General features: G+C 60.6%; 25 protein-coding genes. 17 read left to right on the top strand and 8 right to left on the bottom strand.

What is annotated here, in order from left to right; genetic code table 11:
* Positions 1-203: 203 nt before the first annotated feature.
* From WA157_RS10670 to erpA, 6 genes are all read left to right on the top strand, one after another.
* A complete protein-coding gene (locus WA157_RS10670; RefSeq protein WP_422620933.1) occupies positions 204-452 on the top strand; it encodes a hypothetical protein in 249 nt (82 codons plus the stop codon).
* 331 nt (positions 453-783) lie between these two features.
* Entirely contained in the window at positions 784-1,215 is a 432-nt protein-coding gene (gene rplM / locus WA157_RS10665) for a 50S ribosomal protein L13 (protein ID WP_422620932.1), read from the top strand.
* Between the two features lie 10 nt (positions 1,216-1,225).
* Positions 1,226-1,618 (top strand): 30S ribosomal protein S9, encoded by a 393-nt coding sequence (gene rpsI / locus WA157_RS10660; RefSeq protein WP_422620931.1) that lies wholly within the window; start codon positions 1,226-1,228, stop codon positions 1,616-1,618.
* Positions 1,619-1,717: 99 nt separating this feature from the next.
* Positions 1,718-2,446 carry a DUF6776 family protein gene (locus WA157_RS10655; RefSeq protein WP_422620930.1) on the top strand — a complete coding sequence of 243 codons (729 nt, stop codon included), beginning with the start codon at positions 1,718-1,720 and terminating at the stop codon, positions 2,444-2,446.
* Between the two features lie 36 nt (positions 2,447-2,482).
* Positions 2,483-2,884: a bactofilin family protein gene (locus WA157_RS10650; RefSeq protein WP_422620929.1), complete on the top strand. Its 402-nt coding sequence runs from the start codon at positions 2,483-2,485 to the stop codon at positions 2,882-2,884.
* Between the two features lie 57 nt (positions 2,885-2,941).
* Positions 2,942-3,304, top strand: a complete 363-nt coding sequence (gene erpA / locus WA157_RS10645) for an iron-sulfur cluster insertion protein ErpA (RefSeq protein ID WP_422620928.1) — start codon at positions 2,942-2,944, stop codon at positions 3,302-3,304.
* Between the two features lie 21 nt (positions 3,305-3,325).
* Here erpA and WA157_RS10640 read toward each other — a convergent pair whose 3' ends face one another.
* Both WA157_RS10640 and WA157_RS10635 read right to left on the bottom strand, forming a co-directional pair.
* The gene (locus tag WA157_RS10640) at positions 3,326-4,495 is read right to left on the bottom strand and encodes an anhydro-N-acetylmuramic acid kinase (protein ID WP_422620927.1); all 1,170 of its coding nucleotides are present in this window, start codon (positions 4,493-4,495) and stop codon (positions 3,326-3,328) included.
* A gap of 37 nt (positions 4,496-4,532) precedes the next feature.
* Complete coding sequence (locus tag WA157_RS10635) at positions 4,533-5,930, bottom strand: peptidoglycan DD-metalloendopeptidase family protein (RefSeq protein WP_422620926.1); 1,398 nt, start codon at positions 5,928-5,930, stop codon at positions 4,533-4,535.
* A gap of 137 nt (positions 5,931-6,067) precedes the next feature.
* On the opposite strand from WA157_RS10635, the gene tyrS reads away from it, so the two are divergent.
* The 4 genes from tyrS to coq7 all read left to right on the top strand — a co-directional run bounded on the left by tyrS (position 6,068) and on the right by coq7 (position 9,447).
* Positions 6,068-7,312, top strand: coding sequence for a tyrosine--tRNA ligase (gene tyrS / locus WA157_RS10630; RefSeq protein ID WP_422620925.1), 1,245 nt, complete (start codon positions 6,068-6,070; stop codon positions 7,310-7,312).
* A 7-nt stretch (positions 7,313-7,319) separates the two neighbouring features.
* The gene (locus WA157_RS10625; protein WP_422620924.1) at positions 7,320-8,234 is read left to right on the top strand and encodes a cation diffusion facilitator family transporter; all 915 of its coding nucleotides are present in this window, start codon (positions 7,320-7,322) and stop codon (positions 8,232-8,234) included.
* Between the two features lie 19 nt (positions 8,235-8,253).
* The gene (gene dtd, locus WA157_RS10620) at positions 8,254-8,733 is read left to right on the top strand and encodes a D-aminoacyl-tRNA deacylase (protein WP_422620923.1); all 480 of its coding nucleotides are present in this window, start codon (positions 8,254-8,256) and stop codon (positions 8,731-8,733) included.
* Positions 8,734-8,814: 81 nt separating this feature from the next.
* Positions 8,815-9,447: a 2-polyprenyl-3-methyl-6-methoxy-1,4-benzoquinone monooxygenase gene (gene coq7 / locus WA157_RS10615; RefSeq protein ID WP_422620922.1), complete on the top strand. Its 633-nt coding sequence runs from the start codon at positions 8,815-8,817 to the stop codon at positions 9,445-9,447.
* A 1-nt stretch (position 9,448) separates the two neighbouring features.
* Here coq7 and WA157_RS10610 read toward each other — a convergent pair whose 3' ends face one another.
* Complete coding sequence (locus WA157_RS10610) at positions 9,449-9,898, bottom strand: OsmC family protein (RefSeq protein ID WP_422620921.1); 450 nt, start codon at positions 9,896-9,898, stop codon at positions 9,449-9,451.
* An 83-nt stretch (positions 9,899-9,981) separates the two neighbouring features.
* Here WA157_RS10610 and ilvA point away from each other — a divergent pair, with 83 nt between their 5' ends.
* Genes ilvA through WA157_RS10595 form a run of 3 tightly spaced genes read left to right on the top strand, consistent with a single transcriptional unit; the run spans position 9,982 to position 14,265 of the window.
* Complete coding sequence (ilvA, locus tag WA157_RS10605; protein ID WP_422620920.1) at positions 9,982-11,529, top strand: threonine ammonia-lyase, biosynthetic; 1,548 nt, start codon at positions 9,982-9,984, stop codon at positions 11,527-11,529.
* Complete coding sequence (locus WA157_RS10600; protein ID WP_422620919.1) at positions 11,526-12,431, top strand: 5'-nucleotidase; 906 nt, start codon at positions 11,526-11,528, stop codon at positions 12,429-12,431. The genes ilvA and WA157_RS10600 overlap by 4 nt, the downstream gene beginning before the upstream one ends.
* A 34-nt stretch (positions 12,432-12,465) precedes the next feature.
* Entirely contained in the window at positions 12,466-14,265 is a 1,800-nt protein-coding gene (locus WA157_RS10595; protein WP_422620918.1) for an ABC transporter ATP-binding protein/permease, read from the top strand.
* Here the strand turns inward: WA157_RS10595 and queC are convergent.
* The 3 genes from queC to WA157_RS10580 form a co-directional block, all read right to left on the bottom strand.
* Complete coding sequence (queC, locus tag WA157_RS10590) at positions 14,238-14,969, bottom strand: 7-cyano-7-deazaguanine synthase QueC (protein ID WP_422620917.1); 732 nt, start codon at positions 14,967-14,969, stop codon at positions 14,238-14,240. The two genes, WA157_RS10595 and queC, sit on opposite strands and share 28 nt — an antisense overlap.
* A gap of 36 nt (positions 14,970-15,005) precedes the next feature.
* Complete coding sequence (ybeY, locus tag WA157_RS10585) at positions 15,006-15,455, bottom strand: rRNA maturation RNase YbeY (protein WP_422620934.1); 450 nt, start codon at positions 15,453-15,455, stop codon at positions 15,006-15,008.
* Between the two features lie 71 nt (positions 15,456-15,526).
* The gene (locus WA157_RS10580) at positions 15,527-16,543 is read right to left on the bottom strand and encodes a PhoH family protein (RefSeq protein ID WP_422620916.1); all 1,017 of its coding nucleotides are present in this window, start codon (positions 16,541-16,543) and stop codon (positions 15,527-15,529) included.
* 42 nt (positions 16,544-16,585) lie between these two features.
* Here WA157_RS10580 and ruvA point away from each other — a divergent pair, with 42 nt between their 5' ends.
* Genes ruvA through WA157_RS10560 form a run of 4 tightly spaced genes read left to right on the top strand, consistent with a single transcriptional unit; the run spans position 16,586 to position 18,486 of the window.
* Positions 16,586-17,158, top strand: coding sequence for a Holliday junction branch migration protein RuvA (ruvA, locus tag WA157_RS10575; RefSeq protein ID WP_422620915.1), 573 nt, complete (start codon positions 16,586-16,588; stop codon positions 17,156-17,158).
* A gap of 27 nt (positions 17,159-17,185) precedes the next feature.
* Positions 17,186-17,431 carry a hypothetical protein gene (locus WA157_RS10570; RefSeq protein ID WP_422620914.1) on the top strand — a complete coding sequence of 82 codons (246 nt, stop codon included), beginning with the start codon at positions 17,186-17,188 and terminating at the stop codon, positions 17,429-17,431.
* Positions 17,432-17,483: 52 nt separating this feature from the next.
* The gene (locus WA157_RS10565; RefSeq protein WP_422620913.1) at positions 17,484-17,987 is read left to right on the top strand and encodes a C40 family peptidase; all 504 of its coding nucleotides are present in this window, start codon (positions 17,484-17,486) and stop codon (positions 17,985-17,987) included.
* Positions 17,988-18,045: 58 nt separating this feature from the next.
* Positions 18,046-18,486, top strand: coding sequence for a DUF1810 domain-containing protein (locus tag WA157_RS10560; RefSeq protein WP_422620912.1), 441 nt, complete (start codon positions 18,046-18,048; stop codon positions 18,484-18,486).
* Positions 18,487-18,499: 13 nt separating this feature from the next.
* Here the strand turns inward: WA157_RS10560 and WA157_RS10555 are convergent, their stop codons facing one another.
* Positions 18,500-18,970 carry a methyltransferase family protein gene (locus WA157_RS10555; RefSeq protein WP_422620911.1) on the bottom strand — a complete coding sequence of 157 codons (471 nt, stop codon included), beginning with the start codon at positions 18,968-18,970 and terminating at the stop codon, positions 18,500-18,502.
* 91 nt (positions 18,971-19,061) lie between these two features.
* Positions 19,062-20,225: a cytochrome b/b6 domain-containing protein gene (locus tag WA157_RS10550; protein ID WP_422620910.1), complete on the bottom strand. Its 1,164-nt coding sequence runs from the start codon at positions 20,223-20,225 to the stop codon at positions 19,062-19,064.
* Positions 20,226-20,281: the final 56 nt, after the last annotated feature.

Raw genomic sequence — 20,281 nt, 5'->3', positions numbered from 1 at the left:
GGGGGGGCCTCCGGCGGCCTGGCAGGGGCCTGATTTAAAAATATCCAAAACCGAATTCAGAAACACCTTTCACGGAGTCCAGTTTCATTGGTTCGGGAAACTACAGAACGAATGTTGCACTACCGTTGCTGGCGCTCCTTGGTCGGGCATATCGCGTTCCGTACAAGGTGGGGAAGACACGCCGCTATTGGCCCACTCTTACGTTGGAAGAGCGTATCGACGCGCTGCTCTTGGAGTTCTCTGCCATCCATGCCGCGCTTGTCAAAGTGTTTGGCTCTATTGGATTGCCGTTGCCCCTTGCGGCAAGTGTTTTGACGCTTAGTGCACTAAAACGCTACGAAGATGCTCTGGACGCTTTGGTTTGCGCGTGGGTCGGCGTTTGCTACATGCAGGGCACAGCAATTGCTCACGGAGATGACACCGCCGCGATCTGGTGCCCGAGTGATGCCTAATCGAGAGTCGCAAACTCCCAGCACCACACCATCTTGTGCTGGTCCGCACTGTGGTGGCTTTAGTTCAAGGTGAACACCTGATATCTGAACCGGGTACTGCAATCCATGCCGCCAGCCTGACACGAGGCTGTGTCAGTAACGCGAAGCACCGTCGGCAAAGAGGACGCCGGTAACAACGAAAACAAGGCATTTCGCCAAATCTTCTATAATGCTCGGCTTCGCAGCGCTTTTGTGGCTCCGCGGCGAAGCTTCGATCCCACCTAAGAGATTCCCATCAGAGGAACGCCGACCGTGGAAAAGAGCCCGACAAACCCTCTCTAGTAGAAAACTCATGACCAAAACTTTCAGCGCTAAAGCAGCTGACGTGGTGCACGAGTGGTTTGTGATTGACGCGACCGACAAGGTCCTCGGACGAGGAGCCAGCGAAGTTGCACTCCGTTTGCGCGGCAAACACAAGGCCATTTATACGCCTCACGTCGATACCGGGGACGTCATTGTCATCATCAATGCAGCCCAGCTGCGCGTCACCGGCGCCAAGTCGACCGACAAAATCTATTACAGCCATTCTGGCTATCCGGGCGGCATCTCAAGCGTCAATTTCCGCGACATGCAAGCCAAATTCCCTGGCCGTGCTCTGGAAAAAGCCGTCAAGGGCATGCTGCCCAAGGGACCGCTTGGCTATGCCATGATCAAAAAGCTCAAGGTGTACGGTGGTGCTGAGCACCCGCACACTGCCCAGCAACCCAAAGTGTTGGAACTTTAAGGAGCCACTGATGATTGGTGAATGGAACAATGGTACCGGCCGTCGCAAATCGAGCGTCGCCCGTGTTTTCCTGAAAAAAGGCTCCGGCCAGATCGTGGTTAATGGCAAGGTGATTGAAAAATTCTTTGGCCGTGCAACGTCCATCATGATTTGCAAACAACCCCTGTTGTTGACCAACCACGCTGAAACGTTTGACATCATGGTCAACGTGGCTGGTGGCGGTGAGTCGGGTCAAGCCGGCGCGGTGCGCCACGGTATTACCCGTGCCCTGATTGACTACGATGCCACGCTCAAGCCTGAGTTGAGCAAAGCTGGTTTCGTCACGCGTGATGCGCGTGAAGTTGAGCGTAAGAAAGTTGGCTTCCACGGTGCACGTCGCCGCAAACAGTTCAGCAAGCGTTAATTTCACTTCAAGTTTCGCCAACGACATGTTGCCAAACAACAGCCGCCAGAATTCAGATTCCGGCGGCTGTTTGCATTCTGACTCGCCGATTTCCGAAGCATGCGCCTGCGCTTACTCATTCGCCGCCTGACGGTCAGCGCCCCGCGCATGGCGGTGCGCAGCGCCATGCCCTGGCCCTTGCGTTGGCTGGGGCTGGCCGTTGTTTTTGGTTTCTGCGCCGCCCTGGGTCTATGGGCGTTCGAGTTTGGCAAAGACATTGCCGGACTCGAAAGTGGCAGCCCAGAGGAACTTCAGCAAGCACGGGCAGAACTGGCGGCCTTGCAGGCCGAACTGGTGACTATCAAGACCGCGCGTGATCAAGCCCAGTCCATCGCCAACACCGTTGACACTTTGCTGACCACGGAAAAGGTGGCGCAGGAAACGCTGCTGGCCCAGAACAAACAACTCCAAGCCGAGAATCGCAGTTTGCGCGACGACCTTGGTTTTTTTGAGACGCTGATTCCGGCCTCGGGTGGTGGCGGGATCGCGATCCGTGGCTTGCAGGCCGAAGTCTGCAATGGGCGTGAAATAAAATGGCAAGTGTTGGTGATGCAGGCGAGTAAAAACGCGCCGGAGTTCAGCGGCCAACTGGCACTGAGCTTCAGCGGTGTGCTCAACGGCAAGTCGTGGCTGGCCACTTTGCCGGGCGGCGTGCAGGCGTTCAAGCTGAAACAGTATGGCCGCATGGAAGGCGTTTTTGAGCTGCCGGCACAAGTCGTCGTCAAGGGTCTTAGCGCCAGGGTGCTGGAGGGGTCAGTGGTGAAATCGGTGCAATCCATCAAGCTATAGTGCGACGCAGCGGACGAAGAATTTCAGGAGACAAACGTGTTCAACAAGAAAAAGCAACCGCCCATCAAAAGCCTGATTGCCGAGGGCAGTCAGATTGACGGCAACATCAGCTTCACCGATGGTTTGCGCATCGATGGCGCGATTGTCGGCAACTTGATTGCCAAAACCGACAAGGCCAGTATTTTGGTCATTTCGGAGGCTGCCACGGTGATCGGCGAAATCCATGCCGATCACATCATCATCAACGGCGCGGTCAAAGGGCCGGTGCATGCACGGGTCATGCTGGAACTGCAGCCCAAAGCCCGCATTCAAGGTGATGTGCACTACACGGCACTGGAGATGCATCAGGGTGCCATCATTGCTGGGCAGTTGTACCCGCTCGCAGGCGCTGAGGCGGAAGCAAAGCCCATACTGAAACTGGCGGCAAACAATGGCTGACTGAATTGTTGAGCTAATTGCTGTAGTATTCTTTAACTTAATTTAACGGAGAAATCCATGAGCGCCGTCGCAGAAACTAGCCAGACTGAAATGCCAAGCCCAATTCTTTTCACCGACAGTGCGGCCGCCAAAGTAGCCGACCTGATTGCTGAAGAGGGTAACCCGGACCTGAAGCTGCGCGTGTTCGTGCAGGGTGGCGGCTGTTCCGGCTTCCAGTATGGTTTCACGTTTGATGAAATCACCAATGAAGACGACACCACCATGACCAAGAACGGTGTGTCCCTGTTGATTGATGCCATGAGCTACCAGTATCTGGTGGGGGCCGAGATTGATTACAAGGAAGACTTGGAAGGGGCGCAGTTTGTCATCAAAAACCCCAACGCGACCACCACCTGTGGCTGCGGATCGAGCTTCTCTTAAGGGGTTGGCGGCCTTGCCCGGTCAGGCCGGGTAGATCGCACCCAAGATACGGGCGCCGCTGGCGCCCGTTACTTCTTGTAGGCTTGAAGTTTTGCGTAACAGCGTATTGCGTGCCAGCCAGGCAAAAGCGGCGGCTTCCACTTGCAGGGGCGGTAAACCGCGGGCTTGCGAAGAGATCACTTCCAGCCTTGGCAGCAGTGCTTGCAGTCGCGCCATCAGGTGGCTGTTGAATGCGCCGCCGCCGCACACAATCAGGGTGCTGCTCTCGGGACCGTATCGCTTGACGCAGGTGGCACATACGCTGGCCGTCAGTTCGGTGAGTGTCGCCTGCACATCCACCGGCGCTACCGAGGAGAATTTTTCTAGTTTCCAGGTGAGCCAGCCAGAGTTGAATAGATCGCGCCCCGTGCTTTTCGGCGCGGATTGCGCAAAGTAGGGCTCGTCCAGCAAGGCCGCGAGTAACTCGCCATGCACGCGCCCGGCTGCGGCCCAGGCGCCGTCGGCGTCGAAAGCTTGACCGATGTGCTGCAGGCACCACGTGTCCATCAAGGCGTTGCCGGGGCCGCAGTCAAAGCCCAGCACGTCATGGCTGTGAAAACGAGAGGGCGGGTCAGCGTCCAGCGCGCCCGCTGGAGGTTCAGTGGCGGGGCAAGGGCCCAATACGGTCAGGTTGGACATGCCGCCCAAATTGAGCACGGCCAGCGTTTGGTCGGCTTGCCCGAATGCCGATTGGTGAAAAGCCGGTACCAGCGGCGCACCTTGGCCACCAGCCGCCACGTCGCGGCTACGGAAATCGGCAACCACGTCCAGGCCGGTTAGCTCGGCCAGCAGGGCGGGGTTATTGAGTTGCAGGGTGTAGCCGGTGCCGTCAAAGGACTGCGGCTGATGGCGCACCGTCTGGCCGTGGGCGCCTATGGCCTCGACAGCGCTGCGCTCAATGTCCGCCAAGTCAAGTAACTGGGCCACCACGTGGGCATAGACGCGCACCAAGGCATTGGCGGCCAGTGCCGCGCGGTGTAATTCGTTCGTGCCAGGGCTGTTCAGGGCCAGTAACTCTTCGGTCAAGGCCGTCGACAAAGGCGCATTGACATGCGCCAAGACTTGCAGGTGCGCGCCAGAAAAGTCGACCAGAACACCGTCCACACCGTCCAGCGAGGTGCCGGACATCAGGCCAATATACAGATCAGACACGCCGTGCCACGGGGCCGTTGAGCTCAGACCAGCGTAATTACTGTGTGCTGCCGGTTTGCATTGATGCCGCTGATGCAAGTGCAACCCGGTTCTCGGCGGCGAGTCTGGCAAAAACAGGCTTCGCGGAGTCTGACAGAGGCGTGGTCACGTTTTCACGGGCAATGTTCTGTGGATCCGTGTAGACGCCGTTGATACGGTACTCAAAGTGCAAATGCGGACCGGTCGCCCAGCCGGTGGCACCTACGGCGCCAATGTTCTGACTCTGGCTGACGCTCTCACCCTTGCGCACATTGATGCGACTCAGGTGTGCATACACCGTTTTGTAATTGTTGCGGTGCTGGAGGATGATGACGTTGCCATAGCCGTTTTGCACGCCGGCAAAATCAACCACACCATCGCCTACGCTACGCACGGCAGTACCCGTGGGTGCACCGTAATCGACACCCTGATGCGCGCGCAGGACCTTCAAAATGGGATGCATACGCATCTTGAACCCGCTGGTGACACGGGAAAATTCCATTGGAGAGGCCAGAAAGGCGCGCCGCAGGCTTTGACCGTCCAGCGTGTAGTAGCCGCCCTTGCTGCCGGCGTTTGCAGTACCAGCACTACTGGCAGTCACGGTCGCACCCGGCGCAGGGTCCTGGAACCACATCGCTTGAAAAGTCTTGCCGTTGTTGACGAATTCGGCGCTCAGTACGCGGCCGGTGCGCAGCGGTTCACCGTCGCCTTCGAGGGTTTCGTAGACCACGGAAAAGCGGTCACCTTTGCGCAGGGAGCGATGGAAATCGATGTCGCCGGCAAAAATTTCAGCCATCTGGGTGGCAATATTGTCGGGAATCCTGGCGTCGTCGGTGGCGGCGAACAATGAACTCTGGATGGTGCCGCTGGCGAGGTGACTGGTGGCGGTAAGCGCTGCCGACTCCACGCGCGACACAAAGCCCTGCGCTGTTTTTTCCAGCACCAGGCGGTTGAACTTGCCGTCGGTGTCGCTGTTCCAGCGGGCGCTGAGTTTGAGCAAGCCGTTGCGCTCGCTGGTCTCGGCGGTCACGTTGCGGCCACCGCGTCCGATCAGGACCTGCCGGGCAGTGGCATCCGAGCGCAGGAAAGCGGCGGCGGCGGCGTCATCGACGCCCAGACGCTTGAGCAAGGTGTCAGCGGTATCGCTGGTGCGGGTAATTTCTGATCGGAACAGCCTGAGCGCCTGGAGGTCCAGGTCAGCCGGAACGACAATTGGCAGTGCCTGTACCGGTTCCAACAATTCACGCACGGGTAATTCAGAAGCATCGGGCGCGAACGAGGCAACGGCGAAGGCGCCACCGCCACCGCTGAGCAGCAAGGCCGCGATGACGGCAGTGATACGTTTAGGATGCTGATGGATGAACTGGCTGGAAACAGTCAATAAAGCATTTCCGGCGCCAAGTAGGCTGTTTATCAAAACAAGTAGTCCAGGTAAAGGTTGCTGTGTGCGCAACCGAACAGACAGGAAGCACGTGCCTGGCGAATTAAACTCAGGCACTTGAGAAAACGCAAAGTATAACTTCGGCCCATCTGCAGGCATCGAGAATAACCCTTATGAATCAAGCTGCTATCGCCCCTTTTTCTGTAACAGATCGTGTCCGGGAGGCGCTCGCCGTGACTTTGCGCGGCTGTGAAGAGCTGATCCCGCAAGACGACTGGATCAAAAAACTGGCCCGCGCCGAGGCCACCGGCGTGCCGCTGCGCATCAAGCTCGGGCTCGATCCCACCGCGCCTGACATTCACATTGGCCACACCGTGGTGCTCAACAAGATGCGCCAGTTGCAGGACCTGGGCCACACCGTGATCTTCTTGATTGGCGACTTCACCACCCTGATCGGTGACCCGTCCGGCCGCAACACCACGCGCCCGCCCTTGACCCGTGAACAAATCGAGGTCAACGCCCAGACCTACTACCGCCAGGCCTCGATGGTGCTGGACCCGTCGAAAACCGAGATTCGCTACAACAGCGAGTGGGGTGACACCTTGGGCTCGCGCGGCATGATTGAGCTGGCGGCTAAATACACCGTGGCGCGCATGATGGAGCGCAACGACTTTCACGACCGCTTCAAGTCCGGCACGCCGATCAGCGTGCATGAGTTTTTATACCCTTTGATGCAGGGCTACGACTCGGTGGCGCTCAGGAGCGACCTGGAACTGGGTGGCACGGATCAGAAATTCAATTTGCTGATGGGGCGCCATTTGCAGGCCGAATACGGCCAGGAGCCGCAGTGCATCCTGACCATGCCCCTGCTCGAAGGCCTCGACGGCATCGAGAAAATGTCAAAAAGCAAAGGCAACTACATCGCCATCAGCGAAGACGCCAACACCATGTTTGCCAAGGTGCTCAGTATTTCCGACGTGCTGATGTGGCGCTGGTACACCTTGCTCAGTTTCAGGAGCGAGGCCGACATTGCCAGACTCCAGGCGGAGGTGGCGGCTGGGCGCAATCCGAAAGATGCCAAAGTGGCGCTGGCCAAGGAGATCACGGCGCGCTTTCACTCAGCCGCTGCGGCCGAAGCCGCCGAGCAGGATTTCATCAACCGTTCGCGCGGTGGCGTGCCCGACGAGATTGCCGAAGTGGCCTTGTCGCTGGGCGACGGCGGCGCCCCCCTGGGTATCGGCGCCTTGCTCAAGCTTGCCGGCCTAGCTGCGTCCAGTGGTGAGGGTAACCGCCTGATTGACGGCGGCGGCGTGCGCATCGACGCCAGCGTGGTCAATGACAAAGGCCTGAAGCTGGGTGCGGGCACCTACGTGGTGCAGGTTGGCAAGCGCAAGTTTGCCCGGGTCACACTCGGCTAGGCCCGCCATGGCCTTGATTCCAGAGCGTTTTTTGACGCCGCAGCGCCTGCTGCTGGCTTCGGTGCTGGTGGCCGTCATCACCATCACACTCAAGACGCTGGCCTGGTACATCACCGATTCGGTCGGTTTGCTCTCAGACGCGATGGAGTCACTGGTCAATCTGGCCAGCGCGATTTTTGGTTTGTTGATGGTGACCATCGCACGGCGCCCGGCGGACGACGATCACCCCTACGGCCACCACAAGGCGGAGTATTTCTCCAGCGGTTTTGAGGGGGTTTTGATCATTGCGGCGGCGATGGGCATTGTCTGGGCCGCGGGTCACCGCTTGCTGGAGCCGCAACCGATCGAGCAAGTCGGCTGGGGCCTGGCCTTGTCGGTTGTCAGCTCAGCCTTGAACGGCTTGATGGCCTGGTTCATGTTTCGCGCCGCGAAAGTGCACCGCTCGGTCGCGCTGGATGCCGATGCCCGTCATCTGGTGACCGATGTCTGGACCTCCGTCGGCGTGGTGGTCGGCATTGGCGCCGTGGCCCTGACCGGCTGGCTCTGGCTGGATCCGGTGGTGGCGATCGGTGTCGCGCTCAACATCTTGTGGGAAGGCGCTCACCTGATGTGGCGCGCGTCGCAAGGGCTGATGGATGAGGCGGTGGAACCCGATGTGCTGCGCCAGATCCAGAAGACGCTGGCCGAGTTTGCCCATCCCACCATCCGCTTTGACCATGTCACGACGCGCCGCTCGGGCCAGCGCCGTTTTGTCGATATGCACATGCACATGCCCGCGAGTTGGTCGCTGGGGCGCGCTGCTACGGTGCGCAGCAGCGTCGAGCAGGCGCTGATGAGTGCCGTGCCGGGGCTGCGCGCCACCATCCAATTGCTGCCCAGCGATGTGGAAGCTCATTTTGACGACGTGCGGGATTTGATATGACACAGCGCCAGATGGGCCTATGATCGCCGTCCTGCAACGTGTCAGCGAGGCCCGGGTGCTGATAGAGGGCCAGATCGTCGGCGAAATTGGCGCCGGGCTGCTGTTGCTGTTGTGCGCCGAGCGCGGCGACAGCGAGGCCGAGAGTGATAAATTGCTTGGCAAGGTGCTCAAGCTGCGCATCTTCAGCGACGCGGCTGGCAAGATGAACCACAGCCTGCAGGACATGGACGGTCGGGGAACGGCGGGTGGTCTGCTGGTGGTGAGCCAGTTCACGCTGGCGGCCGATGTGAGCGGTGGCAACCGGCCCGGTTTTACACTTGCTGCAGCGCCTGCGCAAGGCCGTCGCCTTTACGATTACTTTGTGGCGCGGGCCAGGCGGGTGCATCCGGTGGTGCGGACCGGCCAGTTTGGCGCCGACATGCAGGTTCATCTGGTGAACGACGGGCCGGTGACGATCCCGCTGCGCATGGCGCCACCCGCTGGCCTTGCGTCAGAATGATATGTTTTTAATAGCTATAAGCCCAATGATGACGGGGGCTTGAAGCCAATTTAGTCATTATTTTTTTGTGAAGGACACATGATGCCAAACACACTGCAAGACCGATTTTTTACCACCTGTGATGCCGCCCTGCGCACGCTGTTTGTCACCCCCCATGCCGAGCGGGCGTGCCCGACCTTGCCCGGTGAGGCCACGGCGCTCACGGACGCTGAAAAAGTCCAGTCCGGTGCGCTGATGCGCGTCAACCACGTCGGCGAGGTCTGTGCGCAGGCGCTTTACACGGCGCAGGCCTTTGCGACAAAAAACGAGGTGCTGCGCGCGCATTACATCAAAGCCAGTGCCGATGAGACCAACCATCTGGCCTGGACCCAGCAGCGCCTGGATGAGCTGGGCGCGCGCCCGTCCTTGCTCAATCCCCTGTGGTACGGCGCCGCTTTTGGCCTGGGCCTGCTGGCCGGGCGGCTCGGCGACCCGATCAGCCTGGGCTTTGTGGTGGAGACTGAAAACCAGGTGGAGGCGCATCTGGAGAGCCACTTGAGCCTGCTGCCCGCCAATGACCACGCCTCGCGCGCCATCGTGGCACAGATGAAGGACGACGAGGTCCGCCACGCGGTGGATGCGCAAAAGGCGGGGGCGGTGCCTCTGCCGCCGCCGGTGAAAAGCCTGATGACGGCTGCCGCCAAGGTGATGACGACGGTGGCGCATCGGATCTGACTTAGACCTCGAACACCTCAAAACTGGTCGTTATGTCAGCGGTCTTGGCCAGCATGACGCTGGCCGAGCAATATTTGTCGTGGCTCATGGCGATGGCGCGCTCGACGGCGGCGGCCGGGATGCCTTTGCCTGACACGGTGAAGTGCATGTTGATGCGGGTGAATACCTTGGGATCGACCTCGGCTCGTTCGGCGGTGAGCTTGACCGTGCAGCCGCGCACCTCGTGGCGACCGCGTTTGAGGATCAGTACCACGTCGTAAGCGGTGCAGCCGCCGGTGCCGGCCAGCACCGTCTCCAGCGGGCGCGGAGCCAGATTCAGGCCACCGTTTTCAGGCTTGGCTGCGTCCGGCCCGCCGTCCATGACCAGCGTATGACCGCTGCCGGTCTCGGCCACAAACCCCATGCCCGAGCGCGTACCCAGGGCGCCTGTCCAGCTGACTGTGCATTCCATGATTTGCCCACCTTGTGCTTTTAAAAGGTGTGAATTGTCGCCTGAGGCGGGCGTTTATCATTGACAGCTACTTAAAGCCCCCTATGACGACCGAACACCTCAAACCCGCCGACTACCTGAAAAAAATCCTGACCGCCCGCGTCTATGACGTCGCCGTCGAGTCCGCGCTGGAGCCGGCCCACGCCTTGAGCCAGCGCCTGCACAACACCGTGCTGCTCAAGCGCGAGGACCAGCAGCCGGTACACAGCTTCAAGCTGCGTGGTGCCTATAACAAGATGGCGCACCTGACGCCGGAGCAGTTGAAGAAGGGTGTGATTTGCGCTTCGGCCGGCAACCACGCCCAAGGTGTGGCGCTCAGTGCCAAGCGCCTGGGCGCGCGCGCTGTCATCGTCATGCCCACCACGACGCCGCGGCTCAAGGTCGATGCGGTGCGTGGCTTTGGCGGCGAGGTGGTGTTGTTTGGCGACAGTTACTCGGACGCCTACACCCATTCGCTGGAACTGGAGCAGCAGCAGGGGCTGACTTTTGTGCATCCGTTTGACGACCCGGACGTGATTGCCGGCCAGGGCACGATCGCGATGGAAATCTTGCGCCAGCACCAGGGGCGGCTCGACGCCGTGTTTGTGGCCATCGGTGGCGGCGGCCTGATCTCGGGTGTGGCCAACTACATCAAGGCGGTGCGCCCGGAGGTCAAGGTGATCGGCGTGCAAATGAACGACTCCGACGCCATGACGCAATCGGTGGCGGCGAAAAAGCGCGTGACACTGCCCGACGTCGGCCTGTTCTCGGACGGCACGGCGGTGAAACTGGTGGGCGAGGAGACCTTTCGCATCAGCCGCAAGCTGGTTGACGGGTTCATCACGGTGGACACCGACGCGGTGTGCGCTGCCATCAAGGATGTGTTTGTCGATACCCGCAGCATTGTGGAGCCCGCTGGCGCGCTGGCGGTGGCGGCGATCAAGCAGTATGTCGCGACGCACAAGACCAAAGGCGAAACCTATGCCGCCATTCTGTGCGGCGCCAACATGAACTTCGATCGCCTGCGCTTTGTCGCCGAGCGCGCCGAGGTGGGCGAAGAGCGGGAAGCCTTGTTTGCCGTCACGATTCCCGAGGAGCGCGGCAGCTTCAGGCATTTTTGCGAGTTGATCGGCAACCTGCCGGGTGGCCCGCGCAATGTGACCGAATTCAACTACCGCATCAGTGAAGCGGCGCAAGCCCATGTGTTCGTTGGCCTGACGACACACGGCAAAGGCGAATCGATCAAGATTGCCGCCAACTTTTCCAGGCATGGCTTTGCCGCGCTGGATTTGACGCACGATGAACTGGCCAAGGAGCACATCCGCCACATGGTTGGTGGCCATTCAAAATTGGCGCAGGACGAGCGCCTGCTGCGCTTTGTCTTTCCCGAGCGGCCCGGTGCGCTGCTGAAGTTCTTGAGCCTGATGCGCCCGGGCTGGAACATCAGCCTGTTTCACTACCGCAACCAGGGCGCGGACTACGGCCGTATTCTGGTCGGGTTGCAGGTGCCGCAGGCCGACAACGCCGTCTTTGACGAGTTTCTCAATACGCTGGCCTACCCGTATGTGGAAGAAACCGCCAACCCGGTCTACCGGATGTTTTTGCAGTCATGAGCGCCTCGCTCGACGGCAAGCTGGTGGTGGCGATCTCCAGCCGTGCCTTGTTTGACTTTGAGGAAGAAAACGAGCTCTTTGAGCAGGGCGATGACCGCGCCTACATGGCGCTGCAGTTGCAGCGCCTGGACCTGCCCGCCAAGCCGGGCGTGGCGTTTTCCTTGGTGCAAAAAATGCTGGCTTTTAACGCGCTGGATGCCGGCAACAACCAACCGGTGGAGGTCGTGATCCTGTCGCGCAACGATCCGGTCAGCGGCCTGCGCGTGATGAAGTCGGCTGCGCACTACGGCCTGCCCATCATCCGCTGCAGTTTCACGCGCGGCGAGCCGCCGTGGCGCTACCTGAAACCCCTGCACGCCAACCTGTTTCTCAGCACCCATTTAAGCGACGTGCGCGCCGCGCTGCAAGCCGGTGTACCCGCCGCGCAGGTCTATCCGCAATCGGTCCACGCTGGCGACGCCTATCCGCATGAAGTGCGTATTGCCTTTGACGGTGACGCCGTGTTGTTCAGTGATGAAGCCGAGCGCGTCTACCAGGCCGAAGGCTTGCTCGCCTTTCAAAAGCACGAGGCCGATAAAGCGCAGCAACCGCTGCTGGCGGGGCCGTTCAAGCCGCTGCTGGCTGCCCTGCATCGCCTGCAACAGGCCGGCACGCCCCACATGCGCATCCGCACCGCGCTGTTCACCGCCCGCAGCGCCCCGGCGCACGAACGCGCCATTCGCACGTTGATGGACTGGAACATCGAGGTGGATGAGGCGATGTTCCTGGGCGGCCTGCCCAAGGGCGAGTTTCTACGCGAATTTGAGCCCGATTTCTTTTTTGACGACCAGACCGGGCATGTTGACTCGGCCTCCCGCCATGTGCCCTCGGGCCATGTGGCGAGTGGCATCTCGAATGCTTGAAGCGCCGTCATGGCGCGCGCATAAGAATCCACTTATGAATCTGTCCCAAAAACTCACCTCATTCAAGGCCTTCACGACTCAGGCTTGGGCCTTGACCAAGCCCTACTTCCAGTCTGACGAGAAGTGGAAAGCGCGCGGCCTGCTCGTCGCCATCATCGCCCTGAATCTGGGCCTGGTGTACATGGCGGTACTGTTCAACGAGTGGAACAAGCTGTTTTACGACGCCCTGCAGGACAAAAATGCGGCCGTGTTCTGGACCCAACTGGGGCGCTTCACCTACCTCGCGTTTGCCTTCATTGTCATGGCGGTTTACAAGTTCTACCTGACGCAATTGCTGGAGCTGCGCTGGCGCGCCTGGATGACCGGCCACTACCTGCAGCGCTGGCTGGCGAATCATGCGTTTTACAAGCTGGAACTGAACCGCTTCGCACTGCAAGCCAATGGCGATGCCCGCAACCCCGATAACCCGGACCAGCGGATTCAGGAAGACATCAACCTCTTCACCAGTTACACCATCTCCCTGACCATGGGCCTGCTCAATGCAGTGGTGACGCTGGCCAGCTTTGTCGGCATTTTATGGGGCCTGTCGGGCGGCTTTGCGTTTTCCTTCAACGGCGGCGAATACAACATTCCCGGCTTCATGGTCTGGATGGCGGTGCTGTATTGCGCGGCGGGCAGCATCCTGACGCACTACATCGGGCGGCCCCAGATCAAGCTGAATTTCCAGCAACAACGGGTCGAAGCGGATTTCCGGCACCACATGGTGCGGGTGCGCGAATACAGCGAATCGATTGCGCTGGACCGGGGCGAAGCGGTGGAGCGCGTGCAGCTCGATGCCCGCTTCTCGCACGTCCTCGGCAATTACCTGGCGCTGATCAAGGCGCAGAAAAACTTGATCTGGTTCACCAGCTTTTTTGGCCAGGCGGCGGTGGTGTTCCCGTTCGTGGTGGCGGCGCCGCGCTTTTTCAGCGGCGCCATCCAGCTGGGCGAATTGATGCAGATTTCCTCAGCCTTTGGCCAGGTGCAGGGCTCGCTCAGCTGGTTCGTGGACAGCTACAGCAGTCTGGCCAGCTGGCGTGCCACGACCGACCGCCTGACCAGTTTTGAAGCGTCTTTCAGGGCTCTAGCCCCCGTCGATACTGCGTTGTCAGCTACCAACTCTGTAGCACTTGATGCGCATGACCTGACCGTGGCCTTGCCGGATGGCTCGGTGCTGCTGGCGGGGGCCGCGCTGCACGCCAAGCCGGGCGACAGCGTGCTGCTGCAGGGGCCGTCGGGCAGCGGCAAGTCAACCTTGTTTCGCACCATTGCAGGCATCTGGCCGTTTGCCAGCGGCACCGTTACCCGCCCGGCGCAGGCCATGTTCATTCCGCAGCGGCCGTATTTCCCTAACGGAGCGCTGCGCGATGCGCTGGCCTATCCCGAAACGCCGGCCCGCTACAGCGATGCCGAATTGCGCCAGGCCCTGACCGACGCCCTGCTGCCCCAAATGGCGGAGCAACTGGATCAGGCTGACGCCTGGAGCCAAAAACTGTCCGGTGGGGAACAGCAACGGCTGGCCATTGCCCGCGTGCTGCTGAAAAAACCAAAATGGGTGTTTGCCGATGAGGCCACCAGCGCGCTCGACGAAGATTCTGAGAATAAAGTATATAAACGGCTCCTGGCCCTCGTCCAGTCTGCGCAAGGTGCTATTATTTCAATAGCTCATCGACCCACCGTGGCGACTTTTCATAACCAGCACTGGATGCTGGAAAAATTGCCGGAAGGCGCATCGGCACTGTATCGGTTGAAAGCGCAGAGTGCCGATCAGCCCGCCGTTTGCGCAGCACAATAACGCTCATAACCGCGTGCGCGCAACTCGCAGGCCGGACAGCTGCCGCAACCGTAACCCCAAGCATGGCGGTGCTGGCGGTCACCGAGGTAGCAGGTATGGGTGTGCTCAATGATCAGGTCCACCAAAGCCTGGCCGCCGCCCGGCGTTGCGGACTTTTCGCCCAACTCGTAAGCCAGCGCCCAGGTGGCGGCCTTGTCGATCCACATCAGCGGGGTTTCAATCAGAAAGCGCTTATCCATGCCGAGCGAGAGCGCCAGTTGCATGGCCTTGATGGTGTCGTCGCGGCAATCGGGGTAGCCGGAAAAGTCGGTTTCACAAACCCCCGTGACCATCACCTGCAGATCGCGCCGGTAGGCCACGGCCGCAGCGAGCGTTAAAAACAGCAGGTTGCGCCCCGGCACAAAGGTGTTGGGCAGGCCGCTTTGTTCCATCTTGAAAGCGGTGTCGCGCGTGAGCGAGGTGTCGCTGACCTCGCCCAGCACCGCCAGGTCCAGCAGATGGTCCTCGCCCAGTTTGGTCGCCCACTGCGGGAATCTGGCGCGGATCTCGTTGAGCACGATCAGGCGCGCATCGAGCTCGACCAGGTGGCGCTGGCGGTAATCAAAGGCGATGGTTTCCACCCGCTGGTACTTGGAGAGCGCCAACGCCAGGCAGGTGGTGGAGTCCTGGCCGCCGGAAAAAAGAACAAGGGCTGTGGTGTGCATAAAGGAGCGCTTGGGGAAAAGTGGGGTGCGCCGGTATCAGTAAGGATTCTCAAAACCCAGCCGGGCCATGATCTCGCTTTCGCGCAATTCCATGACCTGGGCGTCTTCTTCTGCTTCGTGGTCCCAGCCCTGCGCGTGCAAGGCGCCGTGCACCAGCAGGTGGGCGTAGTGCTCTTGCAGCGTCTTGCCTTGTTCCTTGGCTTCTTTGGCCACTACCGGTGCGCACAGCACCAGGTCGGCCGTTACCACGGGCTCCTGCGTGTAGTCGAAAGTCAGCACGTTGGTGGCGTAGTCCTTGTGCCGGTAGTCGCGGTTCAGCGCCTGGCCTTCCTCGGTATCGACGATGCGCACGGTGATTTCGGCGTCGCTTTGGAGCGCATGGCGAAGCCAGCGTGCCACCTTGTGGCGGGGCAGGGCGCCGCGGTGCAGGGCGGCATTTTCAAGTTTGCCAAATTGCAGCGAAAGAGTCAGTTGGTTTAACATGATGTTTAAGTGAAATAGGCCGCTAGCCCCCGTGGAATAAGCGTGAGTAGCTATTGTTTCAGTAGTTAGCCGGATCAGACCGTTTTTTTGCGCGCACGCACCCGCGGCTTTGGTCCTGTCACCTCATCGTCGAGGTCGTCGTCCTGGCGTCGCTGCGCTGCGCCGGCGCGTCCGGGCGCATCGTAGGCATCCACAATGCGCGCCACCAGCGGGTGGCGCACCACATCCGCGCTGGTCAGGCGGCAGATGGCAATACCGGGCACGCGCTTCAAGACGCGCTCGGCGTCAATCAGGCCGCTGAGCTGGGTCTTGGGCAGGTCGATCTGGCTCACGTCACCGGTCACCACTGCTTTGGAGCCAAAGCCGATGCGGGTCAAGAACATCTTCATCTGCTCGGGCGTGGTGTTTTGCGCCTCGTCCAGAATCACAAAAGCGGTGTTGAGCGTGCGCCCGCGCATGAAGGCCAGCGGCGCGACCTCGATGGTCTGGCGCTCAAAGGCTTTTTGCACCTGCTCAAAACCCATCAGCTCATACAGCGCGTCGTACAAGGGGCGCAGGTAGGGGTCTATTTTTTGCGCCAGGTCACCGGGCAAATAGCCCAGGCGCTCGCCCGCTTCCACCGCCGGGCGCGTCAGCACGATGCGCTGCACGGCGCTGCGCGCCAAGGCGTCCACGGCCATCGCCACCGCCAGGTAGGTTTTGCCAGTGCCGGCCGGGCCGATGCCAAAGGTAATGTCGTGGCTGGCAATCTGATCCAGGTAGAGCGCTTGGTTGAGGGTGCGGGGCTTGAGGTCGCTGCGCCTGGTCTTCAGGCCCGGGCCGTCGGTGTCATTCATGTCGGCGTCGCCCGCCAGCATGAGTTGCACGGTGGCGGGCTCGATCGGGCGCGCCGCCATCTCGTACAAGGCTTGCAGCATTTCCATGCCGCGCTTGGCATTGGCCTTGGTGCCGTCGACCTTGAACTGCTCGTGCCGATGGGCAATTTTGACTTGCAGCGCGACCTCGATGGTGCGCAGGTGCTCGTCCATCGGGCCGCACAGGTGGCCTAAGCGGGTGTTGTTCGGCGGAGAAAACAGGTGTCGGAGAATCAAGTTGATAATTCCAAAATAAATTCTCCCAATGATAGGCAATAAATGATCGGCAAATTAAGCGGCACGCTCGACGATAAGAATCCACCGCAAGTGATCGTGGACTGTCACGGCGTGGGCTATGAGGTTTTGGTGCCGATGAGCACTTTTTACAACCTGCCCGAGCTGGGCGCCCGGATAAGCCTGCTGACGCATTTTGTGGTGCGTGAAGACGCGCAGATTCTGTATGGCTTTGCCACCAGCCAGGAGCGCGCGGCCTTTCGCGAACTGATCAAAATATCGGGCGTCGGGCCGCGCACGGCACTTTCGGTGTTGTCGGGCATGAGCGTGGCTGAGCTGGCGCAGGCGGTCACGCTGCAAGAAGGCGGGCGGCTGGTCAAGGTGCCTGGTATCGGCAAGAAAACCGCCGAGCGGCTGCTGCTGGAACTCAAAGGCAAACTCGGTCCCGACATCGGTGTCGTCGCCAGTGTGGCCAATGACAGTCAGGCCGACATTTTGCAGGCGCTGCTGGCGCTGGGTTACAGCGACAAGGAGGCCGCCGCCGCCTTGAAGGCGCTGCCGAGTGACGTGGGCGTGAGCGAGGGCATCAGGCTGGCGCTGCGGGCCTTGGGGAAGTAGGCCAGCGGGCCTGATTGACGATGCCCTATGGATGAAATCAAAAATCTCGAATCCCTCGGCCTGGTCCTGCCCAGTCCCGCCTACATCGTTGGCGCCATTTTGTTTGGCATCATTGGCTATGTGGCGTTCAGGCGTGGCCGCAAAACAATGTCGCCGACACTGACCTGGACCGGCGTGGTCTTGATGGTGTATCCGTATGCCGTGCCGCAAACGTGGCTGCTGTGGCTTGTGGGTGCTGGCTTGTGCGGATGGCTTTACACCCGGTGGAATTGACTCGATGGGTGTTGTCTTCATCTGTTTCTGGATTTAATCAACCGGCGTGACTATGTTCAACAGACTCGGCCTCTTAGCTGTTTTCCTGACGCTCCTGTCAATCCTTGGGGGCTGTGGGAGCTCGCCAACGGCCCATCGTGGCTTGGGTTCCAGCGAGGCCCCGGACGTGCCATCGCGAATCTCGCAAGGGCAAGCCGATGACATCACGATTTACGCTGTCGGCCTTGTCGGCACGCCGTATCGCTATGGCGGCAACACACCGGACTCGGGTTTTGACTGCAGTGGACTGATTGGCTACATCTACCAGAAGAGGGCAGGGTTGGCGCCACCTCGAACCGTCGCCAGGATGCAGCATTGGGGTCAGCCGGTATTGAGCGACAACATTCGCTCGGGCGACCTGGTCCTTTTTGCCCAAAGCGACGTCGTCACCCACGCTGGCATTTATGTTGGCGCTGGCCGTTTTGTCCACGCGCCGTCCACGGGCGGGGAAGTCAGGCTTGATCAATTGAACTCAAGATACTGGTCGTCCCAGCAAGTGACTTTTCGCCGGCCTTGAAGTCGGTCGAGCCAGCAGCGGAGCTTGGCCGGTGCGCATTATTCGGAGGTAAGCCGTCATGCCATTCGACTTGACCCATAACGGTCTGGAGCGCTTTGTAGAGGCGCAAGACCCTGTCTATCGCTCGGTCTCTGAGGAGCTTGCAGCGGGGGAAAAGACCAGCCACTGGATGTGGTTCATCTTTCCTCAGCTCAAGGCGCTTGGCCGAAGTCCGATTGCCAAACACTTTGGCATCGAGTCAAGGGACGAGGCGCTTGCTTATTGGATGCACCCCGTCCTTGGACCGCGCCTGAAGGACTGCACGAAGCTCGTTCTGGCGGTCGGCAACAAGTCTATTCACGCTATTTTTGGCTCACCCGATGACCTCAAATTCAGGTCATGCATGACGCTTTTCGCCCAGGTCGCCCCGGATGAGCCGGTTTTCAGTCAGGCGCTGGCGCGGTTTTTTGCTGGGGCGCCTGACGAAAGAACGCTCGCGCTGCTTGAGCTGGCGTGCTGAGTGCCCGGGCCTTTTAAAACAACCAAGGCAGGAAGCGTTTGCTCCGCGACATGTAAGCGGCATAGCCGGGATGTCTCTCGCACATCCACCGCTCTTCGAGCCTTGATTTCTGGAGCAGGACCATGGCCAGCGCGGACCACGCGACCCAGGCGACGAGAAGACCGGATGGCCACGCCAGCGCGGCGCCACCCAATAGAACGGACGTGTACATGGGGTGGCGAATCCACCGATACGGCCCGGTCGTGACCAATATGCCGTGAACTTTGGGCGTCGGGTGAATGTTGAAATTCCCCAGCCGGTTGTGAAGCAGCGTCCATGCGGCGAGTGCGACGGAGGCCCCCGCCAGCAGGAAGGCGCCGGCGGGAATGGCGCCGTGCATCACATTCGGCGCCGCCAACGCTGCCAGTACGAGCAGCAGGCCCAATTGCAGCACCACCAGCAAGGTGCCGACCCGTTTTCTGTTTTGGACTGAGAAAGGTGGCATGGTCGCAATTTTGGACGAGAAGACGGTTGGCAGCTTAACAGCAGTGCACTGGACCGGCCCCGATCGCCGGCGGATCGGGGCGCAAAAGCCCTCAGGGCTTGGTCAGCGGCGGCCCGGGGATCTGCATGGCCGCGTCTTCAAAAGTACCCTTGTCGGCATCGCTGTGGCAGGCGGCGCAGTTGCTTTTGCTTTTCACCAGCGCCGAAGCCCAGTCGGCGGCGGCAATCTCCTGGTGCTTATGCAGCCAGTAAGGCGTCTCGGTGATGCGCAGCGGGGTGGCGTCCCGGGGGATCGATTGCTCGATCTTGAACGCCGCTTCAGTGTTGTGCTGGTCGGCCGAGTTCGCCGTCATGAAGGCCAGCACCGCGGCGGTGGTGCTGGCATCGAGCCCCAGGTCGGTGCCGAAGTGCTGGCTTTGCTCGGCCATGATTTTTTGCCACGAGCGCGCGGACAGCAGGGCCGGGTAGAACACGGCGTGGCAACTGCCGCATTCGTCGCGCCACTGGGCGTTGTCGGGCAACTGGCGGCCGACAAATTTCACCCGAGGCTCATTGGTGTCAGCGACTGATTCGACCTGCCCTGGCTGGCTGTCCAGCTGCCGGTCAATCGCGTAATCAAACCACCAGAGCGCAAACCCGGTGATCAGCAGCAGCATCAGGAACGCCACCCCGGTGTGCGGTTTGGCCACCGGTGTGTCGGCGTCAGCCAGCTTGGTGCCCGTGACCATGGACCGCGCCAGGTTTTCCTTGTGCAGCACGCTTTCCACCACCACGCCGGTGATGTGCCCCATGACCACCAACAGCATCAGCGTGGCACACAGGTCATGCAGCTTCTTGATGGTCTGAATTTGGGCGAAGCTGGCCCAGCCGGCCGCGATGCCTTGCTGTTCATCGCCACCCAGGGTCAGGACGCCGGTGACACCGACCACCATCGCCAGGGCCAGCAGAATATAGATGGCCAGACTGCCGGTGGGGTTGTGCCCGACGTGGCGCTTCGCGCGGCCGGATGCGACCTGTTGCAGATAAATCAAGGCCTCTTTCGGGCCGAACCAGAAGCTGGCAAAGCGCGAAAAATGCGAGCCCGCGAAGCCCCACAGCAGCCGAAAGCCCACCAGAGCGAGCATCAGGTAGCCCAAAAAAACGTGGATGGCGCGCCACTGATCGCCGTCGCTGGTGAGCCAGGCGCCGGCAAAGCTCAGCGCCAGGGTCCAGTGAAACAGGCGGGTCGGCAGGTCCCAGATCAGGGTCCGTTGCATGGCGGCTGGCTTTGAGGGCAAGGCGGGAGGAGGAAAAGGCGCGCCAGCCTTCGACG

The sequence above is a fragment of the Rhodoferax ferrireducens genome (genome assembly GCF_049302455.1).
GTDB classification, from domain to species: domain Bacteria; phylum Pseudomonadota; class Gammaproteobacteria; order Burkholderiales; family Burkholderiaceae_C; genus Rhodoferax; species Rhodoferax ferrireducens_B.
The sequence above is the reverse complement of the archived record's forward strand: the minus strand, read 5'-3'. Positions and strand labels throughout refer to the sequence as shown.

Bases quoted from the DNA above. Each gene is read 5' to 3' on its own strand.
- WA157_RS10565 (WP_422620913.1), top strand. From the start codon at position 17,484: ATGTTCAACAGACTCGGCCTCTTAGCTGTTTTCCTGACGCTCCTGTCA.
- coq7 (WP_422620922.1), top strand. From the start codon at position 8,815: ATGCCAAACACACTGCAAGACCGATTTTTTACCACCTGTGATGCCGCC.
- WA157_RS10570 (WP_422620914.1), top strand. From the start codon at position 17,186: ATGGATGAAATCAAAAATCTCGAATCCCTCGGCCTGGTCCTGCCCAGT.
- WA157_RS10655 (WP_422620930.1), top strand. From the start codon at position 1,718: ATGCGCCTGCGCTTACTCATTCGCCGCCTGACGGTCAGCGCCCCGCGC.
- queC (WP_422620917.1), bottom strand. From the start codon at position 14,969: ATGCACACCACAGCCCTTGTTCTTTTTTCCGGCGGCCAGGACTCCACC.
- WA157_RS10625 (WP_422620924.1), top strand. From the start codon at position 7,320: ATGGCCTTGATTCCAGAGCGTTTTTTGACGCCGCAGCGCCTGCTGCTG.
- WA157_RS10595 (WP_422620918.1), top strand. From the start codon at position 12,466: ATGAATCTGTCCCAAAAACTCACCTCATTCAAGGCCTTCACGACTCAG.
- erpA (WP_422620928.1), top strand. From the start codon at position 2,942: ATGAGCGCCGTCGCAGAAACTAGCCAGACTGAAATGCCAAGCCCAATT.
- tyrS (WP_422620925.1), top strand. From the start codon at position 6,068: ATGAATCAAGCTGCTATCGCCCCTTTTTCTGTAACAGATCGTGTCCGG.
- dtd (WP_422620923.1), top strand. From the start codon at position 8,254: ATGATCGCCGTCCTGCAACGTGTCAGCGAGGCCCGGGTGCTGATAGAG.
- ilvA (WP_422620920.1), top strand. From the start codon at position 9,982: ATGACGACCGAACACCTCAAACCCGCCGACTACCTGAAAAAAATCCTG.
- rpsI (WP_422620931.1), top strand. From the start codon at position 1,226: ATGATTGGTGAATGGAACAATGGTACCGGCCGTCGCAAATCGAGCGTC.
- ruvA (WP_422620915.1), top strand. From the start codon at position 16,586: ATGATCGGCAAATTAAGCGGCACGCTCGACGATAAGAATCCACCGCAA.
- WA157_RS10555 (WP_422620911.1), bottom strand. From the start codon at position 18,970: ATGCCACCTTTCTCAGTCCAAAACAGAAAACGGGTCGGCACCTTGCTG.
- WA157_RS10550 (WP_422620910.1), bottom strand. From the start codon at position 20,225: ATGCAACGGACCCTGATCTGGGACCTGCCGACCCGCCTGTTTCACTGG.
- rplM (WP_422620932.1), top strand. From the start codon at position 784: ATGACCAAAACTTTCAGCGCTAAAGCAGCTGACGTGGTGCACGAGTGG.
- WA157_RS10610 (WP_422620921.1), bottom strand. From the start codon at position 9,898: ATGGAATGCACAGTCAGCTGGACAGGCGCCCTGGGTACGCGCTCGGGC.
- WA157_RS10600 (WP_422620919.1), top strand. From the start codon at position 11,526: ATGAGCGCCTCGCTCGACGGCAAGCTGGTGGTGGCGATCTCCAGCCGT.
- WA157_RS10560 (WP_422620912.1), top strand. From the start codon at position 18,046: ATGCCATTCGACTTGACCCATAACGGTCTGGAGCGCTTTGTAGAGGCG.